The 16,724-nt window shown below is 71.2% G+C and carries 15 protein-coding genes; 9 read left to right on the top strand and 6 right to left on the bottom strand.

What is annotated here, in order from left to right; translation table 11 throughout:
* Positions 1-3 precede the first annotated feature (3 nt).
* From AVL59_RS28705 to AVL59_RS28720, 4 genes are all read left to right on the top strand, one after another.
* A complete protein-coding gene (locus AVL59_RS28705) occupies positions 4-1,026 on the top strand; it encodes a polyprenyl synthetase family protein (protein WP_237281705.1) in 1,023 nt (340 codons plus the stop codon).
* Between the two features lie 21 nt (positions 1,027-1,047).
* The gene (locus AVL59_RS28710) at positions 1,048-2,226 is read left to right on the top strand and encodes an oxygenase MpaB family protein (RefSeq protein WP_067310056.1); all 1,179 of its coding nucleotides are present in this window, start codon (positions 1,048-1,050) and stop codon (positions 2,224-2,226) included.
* Positions 2,227-2,354: 128 nt separating this feature from the next.
* The gene (locus AVL59_RS28715) at positions 2,355-2,963 is read left to right on the top strand and encodes a dihydrofolate reductase family protein (protein WP_067310058.1); all 609 of its coding nucleotides are present in this window, start codon (positions 2,355-2,357) and stop codon (positions 2,961-2,963) included.
* A 105-nt stretch (positions 2,964-3,068) separates the two neighbouring features.
* The gene (locus AVL59_RS28720; protein WP_067310061.1) at positions 3,069-3,557 is read left to right on the top strand and encodes a hypothetical protein; all 489 of its coding nucleotides are present in this window, start codon (positions 3,069-3,071) and stop codon (positions 3,555-3,557) included.
* A gap of 230 nt (positions 3,558-3,787) precedes the next feature.
* Here the strand turns inward: AVL59_RS28720 and AVL59_RS28725 are convergent, their stop codons facing one another.
* On the bottom strand, positions 3,788-4,525 hold the full coding sequence (locus AVL59_RS28725; protein WP_067310064.1) for an SDR family oxidoreductase: 738 nt from the start codon (positions 4,523-4,525) through the stop codon (positions 3,788-3,790).
* A 192-nt stretch (positions 4,526-4,717) separates the two neighbouring features.
* Here AVL59_RS28725 and AVL59_RS28730 point away from each other — a divergent pair, with 192 nt between their 5' ends.
* Together AVL59_RS28730 and AVL59_RS28735 are read left to right on the top strand one after the other, a co-directional pair.
* Positions 4,718-5,536 carry a helix-turn-helix transcriptional regulator gene (locus tag AVL59_RS28730; RefSeq protein WP_067310066.1) on the top strand — a complete coding sequence of 273 codons (819 nt, stop codon included), beginning with the start codon at positions 4,718-4,720 and terminating at the stop codon, positions 5,534-5,536.
* A 440-nt stretch (positions 5,537-5,976) separates the two neighbouring features.
* Complete coding sequence (locus AVL59_RS28735) at positions 5,977-7,299, top strand: lanthionine synthetase LanC family protein (protein ID WP_067310068.1); 1,323 nt, start codon at positions 5,977-5,979, stop codon at positions 7,297-7,299.
* A 57-nt stretch (positions 7,300-7,356) separates the two neighbouring features.
* Here the strand turns inward: AVL59_RS28735 and AVL59_RS28740 are convergent, their stop codons facing one another.
* Genes AVL59_RS28740 through AVL59_RS55730 form a run of 4 tightly spaced genes read right to left on the bottom strand, consistent with a single transcriptional unit; the run spans position 7,357 to position 12,344 of the window.
* Positions 7,357-8,847 carry a protein kinase family protein gene (locus tag AVL59_RS28740; RefSeq protein ID WP_067310070.1) on the bottom strand — a complete coding sequence of 497 codons (1,491 nt, stop codon included), beginning with the start codon at positions 8,845-8,847 and terminating at the stop codon, positions 7,357-7,359.
* 46 nt (positions 8,848-8,893) lie between these two features.
* Positions 8,894-10,456 carry a serine/threonine-protein kinase gene (locus AVL59_RS28745; protein WP_067310071.1) on the bottom strand — a complete coding sequence of 521 codons (1,563 nt, stop codon included), beginning with the start codon at positions 10,454-10,456 and terminating at the stop codon, positions 8,894-8,896.
* Positions 10,453-12,210 carry an FHA domain-containing protein gene (locus AVL59_RS28750; RefSeq protein ID WP_067310073.1) on the bottom strand — a complete coding sequence of 586 codons (1,758 nt, stop codon included), beginning with the start codon at positions 12,208-12,210 and terminating at the stop codon, positions 10,453-10,455. Before AVL59_RS28750 ends, AVL59_RS28745 begins: the two co-directional genes overlap by 4 nt.
* Before the next feature lie 8 nt (positions 12,211-12,218).
* The gene (locus tag AVL59_RS55730) at positions 12,219-12,344 is read right to left on the bottom strand and encodes a hypothetical protein (RefSeq protein WP_257785109.1); all 126 of its coding nucleotides are present in this window, start codon (positions 12,342-12,344) and stop codon (positions 12,219-12,221) included.
* Positions 12,345-12,551: 207 nt separating this feature from the next.
* On the opposite strand from AVL59_RS55730, the gene AVL59_RS55880 reads away from it, so the two are divergent.
* On the top strand, positions 12,552-13,772 hold the full coding sequence (locus AVL59_RS55880; RefSeq protein WP_208870668.1) for a hypothetical protein: 1,221 nt from the start codon (positions 12,552-12,554) through the stop codon (positions 13,770-13,772).
* A gap of 85 nt (positions 13,773-13,857) precedes the next feature.
* Here AVL59_RS55880 and AVL59_RS52650 read toward each other — a convergent pair whose 3' ends face one another.
* Positions 13,858-14,100, bottom strand: coding sequence for a hypothetical protein (locus AVL59_RS52650; RefSeq protein ID WP_159400114.1), 243 nt, complete (start codon positions 14,098-14,100; stop codon positions 13,858-13,860).
* A 277-nt stretch (positions 14,101-14,377) separates the two neighbouring features.
* Here AVL59_RS52650 and AVL59_RS28760 point away from each other — a divergent pair, with 277 nt between their 5' ends.
* Together AVL59_RS28760 and AVL59_RS28765 are read left to right on the top strand one after the other, a co-directional pair.
* Entirely contained in the window at positions 14,378-14,791 is a 414-nt protein-coding gene (locus AVL59_RS28760; RefSeq protein ID WP_067310076.1) for a hypothetical protein, read from the top strand.
* Positions 14,788-16,698 (top strand): GMC family oxidoreductase, encoded by a 1,911-nt coding sequence (locus AVL59_RS28765; protein WP_067310078.1) that lies wholly within the window; start codon positions 14,788-14,790, stop codon positions 16,696-16,698. The genes AVL59_RS28760 and AVL59_RS28765 overlap by 4 nt, the downstream gene beginning before the upstream one ends.
* Positions 16,699-16,724: the final 26 nt, after the last annotated feature.

Here is a 16,724-nt window from a genome sequence, read left to right on the forward strand (position 1 = left end):
CGCGTGGACACCTATCTCCTGCGCCTGGTGGAGGAAGAGTCGGCCCAGTTACTCAGGGTCTCGACCGATCTGGCCCCGCTGTGCGAACAGCTGCGCGGCTCCCTGGCACAGGGGAAGCGGCTGCGCGCCGCGTTCCTCTACTGGGGGTGGCGGGCCGCCGGGCAGCCGGACTGCGACGGCATCATCCGCGCGGCGGCGGCCATGGAGCTGGTGCACGCGGCGGCGTGCACGCACGACGACATCATCGACGACAGTCTCGTACGCCACGGCATGCCCACGGCCCACGCCGCCTTCGCCGACCGGGCCCTGGACCGCGGAGACGGACACGGGCGAGACAGGCCCGTGGCCCTGGCGATGATGCTGGGCGACCTCCTCATGGGCTACGCAGGCCAGGTCTTCGCCACGTGCGGACTGCCCGGAGCGTTCATCGCGCGCACGGTGCCCCTGTGGTCGGCTCTGCTGCGCGAAACCGTGGCGGGCCAGTTCCTGGAGGTGCTGCGCACGGGCGACGGGGTGCCGCAGGTCACGGAATCGCTGGAAGTGGCCCGGTACAAGACCGCCAAGTACACGGTCGAACGTCCGCTGCACCTGGGCGCGACACTGGGCGGCGGCTCGGAGCGGCTGCTTGATGCCTTCACCGCGTACGGACTCCCGCTGGGCGAGGCGTTCCAGCTGAGGGACGACCTGCTGGGCACCTTCGGCGACCCGGCCCTGACCGGCAAACCCAACCTCGACGACCTGCGGGACGGCAAACCCACCGCGCTCATGGCCCTCACCGTCTCCTTGGTCTCCGAGGACGATCGGCAGACTCTGACCAAGACGGTGGGCCGCCCGGATCTCGACGAGGGCGAAGCGGCGCACGTACGGCGGCTCATGGAGACCAGCGGCGCCTGCCGGGAGGTCGAAGACATGATCACCCAACGGCTGGCGCAGGCACACCGGGCACTGGAGACCGTCCCCCTGCCCCGTGCCACGTACACGGCGCTGCGAGAACTGGCGACGACATCGGCCAACCGCCCCCTCTGACCGAAAAGGCGAGCACCCACCATGACCACCCCCACCACCTCCCGCTACACCGAGGCGACGCTTGCCGCTCTGCGCCGGCAGGGCGACCCACTGGCGGACGAGACCGTGGCCGCTATGTTCGAACAAGGAGAAGTCAAGGACTTCAACACCCTCATGCGCTTCTTCAGCACTGCGGGAAGCCGCCTGCCCGAAGGGCTTCCGGCCTCCGCCGCCTCCTTCCTCCAGACCACCGGCATGCCTCCCTCCTGGGCGGACTGGGACGTGATGGAACGCGCCCGGCTGTTCTTCATGGACAACGCCGCGCACATCAACACCGGCCTGTCCTTCGCCGCGATGCCGGCCACGTACGCCATCCCCCGCGTGGCCCGGCTGCTGGCCTCGACGCACTCGATGGACTACCCCTCGCGCCGCATGGCGAACACCGGCCAGTTCGTCACGTACCTCATGCAGACCAATGCCTTCGAGGAGGGCAGCAAGTTCATCCCGGCCGCCCAGAAGGTCCGGCTGCTGCACGCCGCGATCCGCCACCACCTGACCCACTCCGACACCTGGGACGTGGCGCAGGACGGCGTGCCTCTGTGCCAGGAGGACATGATCGGCGGTCAGATCTGCTTCTCCATCCTCGTCCTGGACGCGATGCACCGTCTGGGCATCCACATGAGCGAGGAGGGCGCGGAGGCGTACTTCTACGCCTGGAGGGTCGTCGGCGCGATCCTGGGCTGCGACATGGAGGCGGCCCCCAGGAACCTCACGGAAGCACGCGAGTACGCCGACCTCTACCTGCTGCGCAACCTCGGCCCGTCGGATGACGGCGTACGCCTCAACCAGCAGTTGGTGAAGCTGTACGAGGACGTGGTCCCCGGCACCCTGTTCGACCCGATCGTCTCCGCCACCATCCGCTTCCTGGTCGGCGACACCATCGGCGACTGGCTCCAGTTGCCCCGCACCCCCTGGGACACGGTGGCCAAGGCGGTCCCGCACATTCTGAACGTCCTGGAGACCATCGAGGACAGCAGCCCGCTGGGCGAATGGGCACTCGACAAGGCGGGCAGCCTCCTGACCGCCTTCGAGCTGGCCTCCCTCACCCGCGGCCGGGTCATGCAGTACGCGATCCCGGAGGAGCTGAAGCCGGAGTACGGCGTCCGTTCCCAGCGGTCCCGTACCCACCGCTGGACGCCCCCGGCGTCGACGGTGGTCTGACGGCCGGAGGCGACGGGCGAGGCCGGCCACCGGCCTCGCCCAGAGCCGGCCATGGGCCTCATCCAGCGGTGAGTTTCGAGGCGGAGCGGAGTCGACCAGTACGAGGGAGACCGACGAGAGGAACGGCCATGGACGCCAAGACCCCCCAGAACACCGTCGTCACGCCCGCCGCGTCGTCGGGGGACACGGAACGCCGAACGGCTGGGGGAAAGGTCCTCTGGCACTTCACCATGTCGCTGGACGGGTTCGTGGCAGGGCCGAACCATGCGATGGACTGGATGACGGGCTTCTCGTTCCGGCCCGGCCTCATCGAGGAATACGTCCGGACGACCGGCGCCGTGCTGGGCGGTCGGGACGGCTGGGACGCCCACCCCGATGCCGGCACCATCTATGGCGGTGCGTGGCAGGGCCCGCTGTTCGTCCTCACACACCACCCTGAAGACGCGCGGCCCGCCAGCGGAGTGACGTTCTTGCACTGCGACGTGTCCGAGGCGGTGCGGATCGGGCTGGAGGCGGCCGACGGCAAGAATCTCGAGGTCTTCTCGCCCACGATCGGCCGGCAACTCCTGGAGCGCGGGCTGATCGACGAGATCGATCTGCACATCGTGCCGGTGCTGCTCGGTGAAGGAATCCGGCTGTTCGACAATCCCGGCGGCATCCCCGTCCGGCTTGAGTCACTCGACGACGATCGATCGGCGGCAGTCAACGTGCGGTATCGCCCGCTCACGACGAGCTGACAGAAGCCGAGACATGGGGGCTCCGTGAGCACGGCCGTGGCCAGGTTCGCGCTCAGGTGACACGGGAGCCGCGAAGCGAGGCGGGCCGAAGGCTAGGCTCCTGCCATGCTCAGTCAGCACCGGTCGGCGAGTTCCGCCGACGATCAGTTGTCTGTCATCGACAGCCTGAGTGCCCTGCCGTTTCCCGAGCAGGAATGCGGGCCGGGAGCGGACTGGAGGTGGGGTGGGCCTGGTCATCACCTTGCCGTGCTCCGCGAGAGCCAGGACTTCTGGGACGACCGGAGCGTGGATGTCGTCGAGGCGGCCCATCGGGAAGTGGAAGCCGATCTGGCCGTGCTGGCTGCCACGCTGACCAGTCGCTGGGGAAATGCCGAGACGGTCGACCTGTGGCCGTACCTCGGGTTCGACACCACCGGGACCGACTTCACCGCGTCCCCGCCGCTCGACTTCCTGTCCGGCGTCGCCGACAGCATGCGCATGTGGCGGCTGCCGAACTCCGAACGCTGGCTCGCGCTGGCGATCGGCCAGGCTGATCCGGAGTGGCCGATCCAGCTGCTCGTCGCCGTCGGCGAGGCTCCCTCACTTCGGTACTGACCGTCGGCCGCCTCGGTCACGGACGGGCCGAGACGGCCGTCGGCACCGACACGGCCGACGTCGACGCCGAACCGGCGTCCGCCGGCCGCACGGCGAGGAGCGGATGGCGGATCATCGGCCCCGGCTCCTCGACCTCGGGACGCACCAGTGCGCGCCGAGCTCCGAGGACCTCACACAGCCGTTTCCTGCGGCAGGGGACAGCGGGCGGTGCCCTGGGTACGTCACGGGAGTCAGCTCTGGGCGGTGGGCCGTACGACGATCTCGTTCACGTCGACGGTGGCGGGCTGCGCGATGGCGAACGCGATGGCTTGAGCGATGGCCTCGGGCGGGATCGCGATACGGTCCCTGGCCTCCGTAATCTGCGCTCTGACCTGCTGATTGGTTGATGCCTCGGCGAACTCGGTACCGATCATGCCGGGCGAGACGGTGGTCACCCGCAGGGAGTCCCCGGCTTCCTGGCGCAGTCCTTCGCAGATGGCCCGCACCGCGAACTTCGTACCGGCGTAGACCGCCATCGCCGGCATGATGCGGAACGCGGCGGTGGAGGCAGTGGTGATGAAGTGGCCGGTGCCCTGCGCCCGGAAGACCGGCAGTGCGGCGCCGATCCCGTGCAGTACCCCCTTGATGTTGACGTCGACCATGTGGTCCCACTCGTCGACGCGCAGATCGTCGAGGGGCGAGATCGTTCCCGCCCCGGCGTTGCTGATCAGCACGTCGAGACGACCGAATCGCTCGGCAGCCAGCGTGACCAGGGCGTGCAGGTCGTCCCGCCGGGTCACGTCGGTGCGGGTCTGCACGGCCGTGCCACCCGCCTTCTCGATGCGGGCCACCAGGTCCGCGAGACGCTCGGATCGGCGGGCGCCCAGCACGAGTCGCGCGCCCTGTCCGGCAAGCAGGAGCGCGGTCGCCTCGCCGATACCGCTGCTGGCGCCCGTGATCGCCACGACCTTGCCGTCGATTCCCGACACGATGTCTTCCTCTTCCCTCGCCGGTGCCGGGCTGAGCACCCGACCCGTCCGCACGGCGCCGCACTCGATGCCGGGACGACCATCCATCGGCCCTCGGTACGAGCTTCGGCCGCCGACTCGGACACCAGTGTGCGATCGGAAGAGCCTGGTATACAGAGCGTGTTTATTCTGGAATCAGAGGTGCCATCCACCATGCCGAGAGAGCCCGACCGACGCCATGAACTGGGCGTCTTCCTGCGCAGCCGCAGAGAGCGAATCACTCCTGAGGAGGTCGGTCTGCCACAGACGGGCCGGCGCCGCACGCCGGGCCTGCGCAGGGAGGAACTCGCCCTGCTCACCGGGATCAGCGCCACCTGGTACACGTACCTCGAGCAGGGCCGGGACATCCGCGCCTCGGATCAGGTGCTCGACGCCCTCGCCTCGGTGCTGAAGCTCGACCGGCACGAGCGCGGTCACCTCTTCCGGCTCGCCGGTCACGCGCCCCCGGCCGACGTCGAGGAACCCACACCGCTCTCTGCCGAGGCGGCGGCCGTCCCCCACCTGCTCACGTCACACCCCGCGTACATCATCAGCGGCCACTACGACGTGTTGAGCTGCAACCGGGCGGCCGAGGAGCTGTTCCCCGACCTCACCGCGGCGACGAACCGGCCGGCGAACTTCGCCCGCTGGGTGTTCCTCGAACCCTCGGCCCGGGAAGTACTGGTCGACTGGGAGCCGGAGGCGCGGGGCCTGCTCGCCCGCCTGCGGACACTGGCCGGCCGCCATCTCGGCGACCCGCGGTACACCCGGCTCATCGACGAGCTGAACGCGGGCAGCCCGGAAGTCCGAGCTTGGTGGCCGAGGTACGACATACAGGCCCGACACAGCGGACGCAAGCGGCTACGGCGCCCGGGACGCGGGGTGGTCGACTACGCGTACACCGCATTTCACCTGGCCGAACAGCCCGATCAAACACTGGTGATCTACATCGACGACCACAAGCCGGCAACTGCCTCGCCGCCGCCGACCTGACTCCGAGTTCCGACCGGCGAGTTACTGCGCTTGGCCGCTGCGAGCACCGAACAGCTCCATCGGACCCGGCCGCCGGGAACCAGCGACGCGGCGATCCTAGCCTTCGCACGTCGACGTTCTCCGGCATCCAGACGCATCCCACACCGCGGTGGCGAATACCGCGTCCAATGGGCCGGGGTGACGGCTCGGCGCCAGGGCCGGCAGAGCATCATCGCCCCGATCAACACCGCTGCGGTCGGCTCGACTGCCACGACGGTGTGCCCCGGCTGCCAACGCGGCGGCATCGCGCCCGGTACCCGCACCCACGTCCGGAATCCGTCCCGGCTCCACGGGGAACTGTCGCGGCCTGCCAAGGTGAACTGCCAGGTATGCCCAGGCGGCGGGTGCGTTGGCCGTTCACCTCCCTCCGGGGATCCGGAAGATCATGCAAGAGTGGGCCCATGACTGCACCGGAAACCATGGTCGTGGCGGTCGACGAAGTCGAGGAGCTCGCGCTGGAAGGGCTGCGATGGCTGACCGCGGCGGCGCGGGAAACCGTCGGCGGAGGCCTCGCCTGGACGACCAGGCCCTCGGACGACGAGCTCAACCCGAGGCTCTACAGCGGCACGGCCGGGATCGTCCCCGTGCTCCTGGAGGCATGGCGGCACTTCGGCGACGACGCCTACGCCGACACCGCGCTGCGCGCGGCCCGTGGACTCGCGGACTCGGTCGACAGCGTCGACGACGACTCCCTCTACTTCGGCCGCACCGGAATGGCCCTCGTCCTACGGGCCGTTCACGACGAACTCGGCGACACGGCCAGCGGGGCCGCCGCGGACCGCGCGCTGGAACTCGTGCGGTCCCGCTTCGACGGGACACGCTGGGGCGAGCTGTTCGAGCTGATGGGCGGCAATGCGGGGATCGGCCTCGGCGCGCTCGTGGTGGGCGACCCCGAACTGGCCGTCCTCGCCATGGAGCCGTATCTGCGGACGGCGGAGCAGACGCCGGCGGGCGTCCACTGGGCCCACCGCACGGGCATCGAATCCCGTCTCCACCACATCTCGCACGGCACGCTCGGCATCGTCCTGGCGCTGGCCCGGGTCGGCCGGGCCACCGGCCGGGCGGACCTGGTCGAGCTGGCACTGACCGGTGCCGCGGACATCGTGGCACGTGACGAAGGGGGGCCGGAGGGCTTTCTGGTGCTGCATTCCACCCTGCAGCACCGCCCCGATGTGGTCGAGCCCATCAGCTACGGCTGGTGCCACGGCCCGGCCGGCGATGCCCAGGTCTTCCGGCTGCTGCGGGACATCACGGCCGACCCGGTCTGGTCCGCTCTCGCCGACCGCTGCTGGCACACGGTCACCCGCTCCGGTCTGCCGGAGCGGGTGCGCCCCGGCTTCTGGGACAACAACGGCCGTTGCTGCGGCACCGCAGGCGTCCTCGCGCTGGCCTGCGACCGGATCGCCGAACAGCAGGACCCGTACGACTTCGCCCACGTACTCGTCACGGACCTCGTCGCCCGAGCTATCCGGGACACCGACGGCGCCCGCTGGTCCAACCTCGAGCACCGGTCCACCCCGGGCGACCTTGAACCGTGCACCGGCTGGGCGATGGGCAACGCGGGCATCGTCCGTGAACTCCTGCGCTTCGTCAGGCTGAGCCAGGGGGGCGATCCCCGGTATGCGTTCGCCTGGCCGGACCAGCCTCCGGTGCCCGCTCGGTCCGCGATCCGCCACGCCGGTACCGACACCGGCCCGACCGCACCTGATGCCGACGCTCCCTGACATGCCGCCGCGTACGCTGACGACTCCCGTGCCGGGCTGGGCACGGTTCCTCCACGATCACCTGGTGCTGTGGACCCGACAGTCGTAGCCGAAGTTCGCTTCCGCCTCGGCCGGCTTTCGCTGGTGCGCGATCAGCAGACGGGCGCTGCCCCGGAACCTGCCCGGGCCGCGCACGGTCCAGCGCAGGTGCACGGTGACCCGGCGGTCGCCGCGGCGGGCCATGTGGACCAGTTCGCCTGAGTCGTGGCCGTCGCTGCGCAGCCAGTGGTACGTCACCGGGCCTCCGCGGCCGTCGGTGGTCACCACGCCGACCAGATCGGCGGTCTGACCACAGTGCAGGCGGCCGGTGGGTGCCTGCACCGCGACGGCGGTGACCGTGGGAGCGGGAGCCGGACGCAGCAGCAGCCAGAGCAGGACGGCCACGGCGGTCAGGAAGACGGTCGTGGCGATCCAGGCCCGCCGTCCGCGGCGCCGGGGGCGGCTGTCCGGGGGCGCGGGAGTGCTGCGCCATGGGGCGCGGAGAGTGTCCTGGACGTCGGCGGGGATGCCGGGGCCGAAGCGCAGAAGGATCTCACCGTCGTCCGCGCCGGCCGGGGCTGGAGTCCCGGCCGCCGTGGGTACCGCTGTCGGTTCCGCTGTCGCGGGCCAGGTAGGGGTGCGGTTGCGTCTGCCCAACACGGTGGCCTGGTCGTCCGGGGCGGTGGCGGGGGCCACCGTCTCGTCGGCCTTCTCGTCCGCCCTCTCCTCCGCCGCCTCGCAAGTCCTCTCGTCCGCCGCCTCGTCGGCCCTCACCTCCGCCGTCGGTTCCGCGGTGAACTGCGGGGTCGTGACGGCCACCGCCGCGCGGAGTTCCCTGCGTTGCAGGAAGCCCGCGGGAAGAGCGGCGCGCCCGGCGACCAGTGCGGCTCGGGCCGACGCGAGGCCCTCGGAACCGGCGCCGGCCGAGCACTGTGCGAACAGGGCGGCGGCGGGGCTGCCGGGGGCCGCCCAGGCCTCGCCGAGGGTGCGCGACAGATCGGCCCAGGCCGCGACGTCGGCCTCACGGCGCGCGGGGCCCGGTGCGTCGCCGAGGACCGTGCCCAGCGAGGCCTCGGCGAGCAGGGCGACGCCGTCCGGGGCCAGGACGACGGTGTCCATGCCCAGGCCCCCGTGGGCGAGGCCGGCCTTGTGCAGGGCGAGCAGGGTCTGGGCGGTCTCGTTCAGGACGCTGGCCGCGCTGCCCGCGTCGAGGCCGGCACCGCCGTCCGCCAACAGGTCCGCGAGAGTGGGAGCGGGCGCGCGGGCGGTGATCAGCCACACCTCACCCGCCTCCGCGACGAGGTCGACGGTGCCGAGGACGCCGGGCAGCCGGAGTCCGGTCACGGCGAGCACCGCGGCTGCCAGGCGCTCGCGTGTGCCTTCCGGCGCCATCAGGGCCCGGTCGATGCGGAGCGCGCCGAGCGAGGGCTCGCCCGACCGGCCGGGGAGCAGCGCGTACCAGGTGCCGTGGCGGGCGTCCCGCGACCAGCCCGACAGGGGCCGCCCGGCGACCTTGGTGGCTGTCGTCATGTCGTTCCGTTCTCGTTCTGGCTCGGTACGGCGTTCTGTACGGCGCTCAGCACGGTGGTGCGTCCAGGGACGCCGTCTGCGGTCCGTCCGCGGCCGCCGGGGTGCTGGTGAGGGTGACCATCCAGGTGCCCCGGCACGGGTGGTTGGAGAAGTCGGCCTCGAAGGTCACGGGGTAGTGCGTGCTGCCGGACAGCTGCTTGGCCTGGTTGCCGTAGGGATCGGCGGGCGAGTCGACGTAGTAGTTCGCCGTCACGGTCACGGGCCCGGTTCCGGTGGTGTCGACGGTCACGTCGGCGATCAGCGTGCCGGGAGTCTGTCCCCGCTGCCAGGAGCCGATGGTGATCGTGACCGTGCCGGGTGTGGGCGCGGTCGTGCTCTCGGGCGTCGGCGTGGGCGACTCCGTCGGCGGGGCGGTGGTCACGGAGGGGGTGGGCGAGGCCGATGGGCTCTCCGAAGGGGTGCCGGAGGGCGTGGCGTCGGTAGTCGGGGGGACGGTGGTCGGGGCGGTGGAGGGAGAAGTGGCCGATGGGGTGGCTGATTTGACGGCCGACGGCACCGAACTGACCACCGTCGTCGCCGTGTCGTGCGGACGGGCGGTCACTGCCGTCGCCCCGCTCGCGACGACCGCGAGCGCGGCCGCTCCGGCGGCGGCCTTCCATCCGTTGCGCTTCACCCGGCCGAGCAGCGTCAGAGCGCGCGCGGGCGCGTCGAGGGTCGCCGTCGCGGAGAACGGGAACAACAGCGCGAGCAGTGAGGTGAGTTCGGCGAGTCTGCGGCGGCCGCGCTCCTCCCAGTCGGCGCCGTACCCTTCGGCGGCGGACCGTTCCAGGTCGGCGAGGAAGTCCTCGATGCCCGGCCGGTCCGCCGGGTCCTTGGCCAGTCCCCTGCACAGCAGTCCGCGTACCGGCGCGGGTACGTCGTCCAGGGGGACGGGGGCCCGTAGGTGCTGCAGGCGCAGGGCGGTCACGTCGTCGCCGGTGAACGGGCGACGCCCGGTCAGGCACTCGTGGAACACGGCGGCCGCGGCGTACACGTCGCCCGCCGGTCCGGCCGGTTCGCCCTGCCACTGCTCGGGCGCCATGTAGGCGGGTGTGCCGGCGGCCTCGGTCTCGCGTCCGGCGCGTACGGCGATGCCGAAGTCGGCGAGTGCGCTCGTGCCGTCGGCCCGGACCAGCACGTTCTCCGGCTTGTAGTCGCGGTGGACCACCCCCGCCGCGTGGGCCGCGCCGAGTCCCAGCAGCGACCCCTTGAGCAGGACCAGGGCGGCTTCGGGGCCCGTCGCCCCGTGCCGGCGCAGCAGTTGGCGGAGGCTGACGCCGTCCACCGCCTCCATGACGATGGCGGCGCCGGCGCGCGCCTCGACGTACTCGTACAGCCGCACCACGCACGGGTGGCGCAGTTCGCCCAGCAGCCGGGCCTCGGCGCGGAAGCGGGCCAGGAACTCCCGGTCGCCGCGCAGGCGCCGGCTCAGGTACTTGATCGCGACGGGCACGCCGGTCGCGGTGTGCCGGGCCAGTACGACCCGTCCGCCGGCTCCCTCGCCGAGGGCGCGTACGGGCTCGTAGCCGGAGACGGCCCACTCGTCGGATCTGCCGCTGTCCTCGGTCATGCCGTCCCCTCCATCGCCGCGCCCACCGCCGGGACGGGCGCCGTGCCCTTCGCGTCACGACGACGCCGGAAGCGCCGCGTCAGCCACCGCACCGGGGCGGACCACACGGGGAAGGCCACCAGGGCGACCACGAGGGCCTCGATCACCGTGGTCCACGGCGGGCTCACCCAGCCGTCCAGCAGGTCACCGATCCGGGAGCGCCAGGCCAGCAGGGCGAGGGCCAGGAAGCCGTACGTGCCGACGACGACCGCGAGCCCGTACGCGGCCATGCCCGCCTGCCGTGGGCCGGGCCGGCTGCCCGCGCGCAGGTCGCGCCAGAGGCCCCTGCGGAAGTACGCGCTCGCCTCCTCGCGCAGGCGCGGCACGCGCAGCGCGTCGGTCAGGGCCTGGTAGCCGTCCAGCGGCATCAGGGGGTTGAAGTTGTAGAGCGTGTTCAGGTAGAGCCCGAAAGCCAGCTGGAAGAGGACGGCCGAGGCGGGTCCCACGGGCAGGAAGGCCGCTCCGGCCGCGCACCAGCCGGCCAGCGCCGCCGTCGACAGCGGCCCGGACAGCGCCACCACGACCCGTGACCAGCGCGTGCCGAACCACATGTCGCTGGTGTCCACGAAGGCGAACGGCATGCCCATCATGAACAGGAACCCGCCGCGCCGGACCTTGCGGCCGTACGCCTTCACGGCCAGCGCGTGCGTCAGCTCGTGCACGACCAGGGCGGACACGTATCCGGCGGCGAGGAGCACCGGTCCCCAGACACCCGCTCCGCCGAAGTCCAGCAGGTGCTGATGTCCCTGCGCGGCGAAGAACGCGGCCAGGCCGCCGATCACCGACAGCCAGACCAGCGTCACCCCGGTCCGGGTGAAGAACCGCCAGCCGACGGCCTGGTAGAGGCGGGTGACGGTGCCGTCGAGGCCGGGCACTGATATCTCCAGTTTCAGCAGTGCCCGGTACACGGCGTGTGCGGCGCGCCGCCATCCCTTCCGCTCCGCCTCCTCGGGGCGGCCCGGCAGGTTGCGCAGGAGTCCCGCGTCGGCGAACGCGGCGAGCGCCGACTCGATGCGGGGCAGGGCGAGTTCGCCGAAGCGGTCTGCGTAGGCGAACAGCAGGTCCCGTACGGTGTTCTCGCCGTCGACGGTGTGCCAGAGGAAGACCTCCCGCTCGTCCAGCTCCAGGTAGACGCCGGTGCGGGTGTTGTTCAGTACCCAGCGGGGTTGGCCGCGGTCGGTGGGCACCTGCTTGAGCGCCCAGCCTGAGCGGCGGCGGGGACGCGCGGTGAGCGGGCCGTTCGCCTCCGGTGCCGCCTCCTGTGCGGCGGTGGGGAGCTGGGTGAGCTGGGTGCCGACGACCTGGGTGCGCTGGCCGATGTGCGCCTCGCGGGGCTGTTCGAACAGCAGGCGTACGTCGCCGACGGACAGTTCGGTGCCGTCGGCGAGGTGGGCCGCGCCGCCGTGCAGGTCGACGCCGGCCACGGCCGTGCCGTTGAACGAGTCCAGGTCCTCGATCCGGAACCCCGACTCCGTGCGCACGATCCGGGCATGGTTGCGCGACACGCTCGCGTCGGGCAGGACGACGTCGTTGTCCGCGCCCCGGCCCAGCGTCGTGACCGGGCCGGTGAGCGGGACGAGCAGGGTGGGGTCGTCGAGGCCGCGCAGGTGCGGCGCGGCGTACGACGTCGGTGCCGCGCCGCGGCGAAGGGTGCCGCAGTGCAGGCAGTACGGGAAGTCGCGCCGTACATGGACGCGGCAGGCGTGGCAGAGCATGCGTCGGCTCAGCCCGCGCCGGAGCCGCTGATGAACGTCCCGTCGGAGAAGCCGCCGTCCGTGTCGGCGCCGGGCGCGGAGGGCGAAAGGTGCGTGGCGATGTCACCGATGCCGGGGGCACCGGTGAAGTTCACGCCGCCGCGCACGGTCTCGGAGCCACCGCCGATGGTCGCACGGCCGCGGCCACCGTTCTCACCGCTACCGGGTTCGCCGCCGCCGGAGGGACGGTTGCCGTTCTCACCGCCGCCGGAGGGACGGTTGCCGTTCTCCTCGCTGCCTCCTCCGCCGCCGGAAGGGCGGTCGCCGTTCTCGCCGCTGCCTCCGCCGCCTTCGCCTCCGCCGTGACCGCCGGAGCCACCCTCGTGACCGTGGCCGCCGCCTTCCTCGCCGCCACCGCCTTCGCCGCCTCCGCCGCCGTGGCCGCCGCCCTCGCCACCGCCTTCACCCCCGCCGTGGCCACCGCCTTCACCACCGGAGGAACCACCGTGACCGGAGCCCTCCTCACCGCCACCGCCACCTTCGCCGCCGCCGCCGCCGTGGCCGCCACCCTCGCCACCGGAGGAACCACCGTGACCGGAGCCCTCCTCACCGCCACCGCCGCCTTCGCCACCACCGCCACCACCGCCACCTTCGCCGCCACCGGCTGTGCCACCGCCGCCGTCACCACTACCGTGGCCATCGCCCTCGTCACGGTCGAAAATGCCGCCGTGGCCGAAGTGACCGGCATCGCCGCCGCCCTCACCGCCGAAGCCGCCGCCGTGACCGCCGAGGTCGCCGAATCCGCCGGATCCTGCGAGGTCGCCTCCGGAGCCGAATCCACCGTCGCCGAAATCACCGGCACCGAACCCGCCGGAACCAAGGCCGCCGTCACCGAAGCCGCCCGGGCCCTCGGAGCCGCTTCCCCCGAAGTCGCCGAACCCACCGAAGCCGCCCTCGGCACCTCCGCCGGCATGTCCGCCGAACCCACCGAAAGTCTCACCGAACTCACCGAAGCCACCGGCCGCTTCCGCCGGCGACTCGTGGACGAACCCCCCGCCGAGCAGGCTCTCAGCACCGGTGGCGGACACGTCGAAGGCACCGGCGGCGGTGTCCTGGCCTCCGGCGGGAAGCGACGGGTCCGCCGTGTGGTCGAAGGAGGCGTGGTCGACGGAGGCATGGTCAGTGGAGACGTGGTCGACCGGAACGTCCGGAACGTCGTGGTGCGTCAGCGCATGTGCCGCACTGCCGAAGAACAGGGACGATTTGGACAGCCGCGGGTCGAGTGCGGCTGGTCCGCCATCGGTGCCGGACTCGACGCGGAGGGAGCGGAGTTCGGTGACCTGGTCGGGTGTCAGGCCGAGTCTTCGGGCCACCTCGTCCGTGTCGCCCTCGAGTTCGGCTCTGAAGGCCGGGTCGACGGCAAGGCGGGTCATGGCGTCGCGAAAGGCGTTGTCAGTCATGGTCTGGGTCTCCGTGGGTCCGCGTGTGCTGATGCCGAGCCCGGCGGAGCCGAGGATCCCCCCTGGTCGGCGGCTACTGCCATTTCCGGCCATCCCCACCGATGCCTGCAGGGACGGTTATAAGGGGCATGACATGACCCGCGCAAGGTTAGGAGCAGGTCACACCGGGTGCATACGCCATCGAAATCGCGCCACGGACAGCGAATCCTCAGCCGTACAGAAGAGGAAGCGGCGCCGGCACAGTCGTCAGCGGGACGAGGGCGGATCGCCACCTGATGCCCAGGCGTTTGTAGACGACGATCAGGACGATCACGGTGATCGTGACAATGAGACCGCACGGCCCCACGTCGTGGTGGAAGGCGCTGTACGCGGGAGAAGCGGCCAGCTGTCCCCGGCCGACGACCGTAATCGACTTCGGACGTGATGTGGCGGCGCGGCCGTCCGTTGCCACGCACTTGTGCGTGACGTGCGGTGCCTGCGCACAGAGCGGTCCAGTGCGCCGTGCGCCTCGGATCCCACTGTTTGCCCGTTCGACCATTACGAATTCAACCTTGAATCGCGCTGGCAGCTCCTGTCGGGTGAGCCACCCGGCACATTCAAGATGCAGTTGGGCACTCGGTCCCATAGCGTGGTTAACAAGAGTGCGTACAGGGTGTTCCTCTCCTTTGCCGTGGGGTTCGACGGACGGTCCCGTCATCGCGAGAATCACCACTCTCTCAGGAGACATCATGGCCACGGCCCCTGCCTCCAACCGCCCTGTCTCGGTCTACCTCCTCGCCGGAATCAGGCTCGTCAACGGTGCCGCCGGTCTGCTGGCACCGGACTTGCTCATCCGGCGGTTCGACCCCGACCGCGATCCGCCCAGCCCGGCAGCCATCTACGCGTTTCGCCTCTTCGGCATCCGTACGATCCTGCTCGGCCTCGATCTGCTGACGCACAGCGGGGAACGGCTGCGGGACGACCTGCGCGACGGCATCCTGATCCACGGCAGTGACACCGCGACAGCGGCCACGCTCGGCATGCACGGACATGTCCCGCCGCGCACCGCGGTGATGACCACCCTCATCTCCGCCGTCAATACCGCCCTGTCCGTCAGTGCCACCGCCTCGCTCGCCAACTCCTCCGAGGACGAACGGACGTGAACGCCGAGTCCGGGGCCACTCCCCCCACCGAGACGGGCTTCGACTACGTCGTCGTCGGCGCCGGCGCGGGTGGCGGACCGCTGGCGGCCAACCTCGCCGCCGCGGGCCTGCGCACCCTGCTTCTGGACGCCGGCGGCGCCGAGGACAACGACAGCTACCTGGTGCCCGCATTCCACGCCGACGCCTCCGAGGACCCCGCGCAGTGCTGGAACTACTTCGTACGGCACTACGCCGACGAGACGCAGCAGCAGCGCGACGGCAAGTTCGTACCGGGCAAGGGCATCCTCTATCCGCGCGCCGGCACGATCGGCGGGTGCACCGCACACCATGCGCTGATCACCGTCTATCCGTACAACCGCGACTGGGACGCCATCGCGGCGGAGACCGGCGACGCCACCTGGCACAGCTCCGCCATGCGTACGTACTTCGAGCGGCTGGAGCGCTGTACCTACCGGCCGAAGCCCAAGGAGCCACCCGGCAATCCGCTCCTGGCCACGCTGCTTCGTCACCTGCCCGTCGTGGCGGCCCGGTACCGCAACGACGCCCGGCACGGATTCGACGGCTGGCTGCCCACCTCGCTGGCCGACCCCCGACTCGCCGTGCAGGACGCGGAGTTGCTGAAGGTCATCCTCTCCGCCGCGCAGGACACGCTCGCCGGCTTCCTCGGCCGGCCGCTGTCGCCCCTCGAGGGGCTCGGCTCCTTCGTCGACCCCAACGACTGGCGGGTGCAGACCCAGGCACTGCAAGGGCTTTGGCAGATCCCCGTCTCCACGGACCGCGGCCGCCGCAGCGCCGTGCGAGAGCGCGTCCAGGCCGTGCGGCGCGCTCATCCGGATCATCTGGTGGTCCGTACCCACGCGCTGGCCGCCCGGATCGTACTGGACGAGGGAAACGGGGCGACCGGCGTCGACTACCTGGACGAGGCGCACGCCTACCGGGCCGACCCCGGCGCCCGGCCGGACTCCGGGCCGGCAGCGCTGCACCGGGTTCTCGCCTCCCGTGAGGTGATCCTGGCCGCCGGGGCTTTCAACACGCCCCAGCTGCTGATGCTTTCCGGCATCGGACCACCTGAGGAACTGGGACGGCACGGGATCCCCGTGCGCGTCGGTCTGCACGGGGTGGGCGCGCAGCTCCAGGACCGGTACGAGGTCGGTGTCGTCAGCCAGATGCGGCAGGAGTTCCCGGTCATCACGGAGTGCTCCTTCCATGCTCCGAGGCCCGGAACCGAACCGGACCGCTGTTACCGGGCATGGCAGAACGGCGAGGGCCTCTACACCACCAACGGCGCCGTCCTCGGTATCACCCGCAAGTCCCGCCCGGACCTGGACGCCCCGGACCTGTTCATCTTCGGCGGCCCCTTCGACTTCCGGGGATACCGCCCGGGCTACTCCCTCGACCTGACACACCACAAGGACCGCTTCACCTGGGCCATCCTCAAGAGCCGTACCCACAACACGGGAGGCCGGGTCCGGCTGCGCTCCACCGACCCGCGCGACACCCCACTGGTCGACTTCCACTACTTCACCGAGGGCACGGACAAGGAGGGCCTGGACCTCGAAGCGATGGTCGATGCCGTGGAGTTCGTACGCGGGATGAACCGCAAGGCCGACGCCGCGGTCCTCAAGGAGCTGTGGCCCGGCGAGGAGGTCGACGACCGCGACGCCGTCCGCCGTTTCGTCCAGGACGAGGCCTGGGGCCACCATGCGTCGTGCACCTGCCGGATGGGACGCGCCGATGATCCCTCGACCGTGGTCGACGGCGCGTTCCGGGTCCGCGGGGTGGACCGTCTGCGGATCGTCGACGCCTCGGTCTTCCCCCGCATTCCCGGCTTCTTCGTCGCCGCGCCCATCTACATGATCAGCGAGAAGGCGAGTGACGTGATCCTCGGCGACACCGCCCACATCTGACCCCACGACTCTGAAGGAAAAGACCA

Origin of the sequence: Streptomyces griseochromogenes (assembly GCF_001542625.1) — a bacterium.
GTDB lineage: Bacteria > Actinomycetota > Actinomycetes > Streptomycetales > Streptomycetaceae > Streptomyces > Streptomyces griseochromogenes.

Excerpts from the sequence above, each read along its gene's own strand:
- AVL59_RS28720 (WP_067310061.1), top strand. The coding sequence starts at position 3,069 with ATGCTCAGTCAGCACCGGTCGGCGAGTTCCGCCGACGATCAGTTGTCT.
- AVL59_RS28735 (WP_067310068.1), top strand. The coding sequence starts at position 5,977 with ATGACTGCACCGGAAACCATGGTCGTGGCGGTCGACGAAGTCGAGGAG.
- AVL59_RS28750 (WP_067310073.1), bottom strand. The coding sequence starts at position 12,210 with ATGCTCTGCCACGCCTGCCGCGTCCATGTACGGCGCGACTTCCCGTAC.
- AVL59_RS28730 (WP_067310066.1), top strand. The coding sequence starts at position 4,718 with ATGCCGAGAGAGCCCGACCGACGCCATGAACTGGGCGTCTTCCTGCGC.
- AVL59_RS28745 (WP_067310071.1), bottom strand. The coding sequence starts at position 10,456 with ATGACCGAGGACAGCGGCAGATCCGACGAGTGGGCCGTCTCCGGCTAC.
- AVL59_RS28740 (WP_067310070.1), bottom strand. The coding sequence starts at position 8,847 with ATGACGACAGCCACCAAGGTCGCCGGGCGGCCCCTGTCGGGCTGGTCG.
- AVL59_RS28760 (WP_067310076.1), top strand. The coding sequence starts at position 14,378 with ATGGCCACGGCCCCTGCCTCCAACCGCCCTGTCTCGGTCTACCTCCTC.
- AVL59_RS28715 (WP_067310058.1), top strand. The coding sequence starts at position 2,355 with ATGGACGCCAAGACCCCCCAGAACACCGTCGTCACGCCCGCCGCGTCG.
- AVL59_RS28710 (WP_067310056.1), top strand. The coding sequence starts at position 1,048 with ATGACCACCCCCACCACCTCCCGCTACACCGAGGCGACGCTTGCCGCT.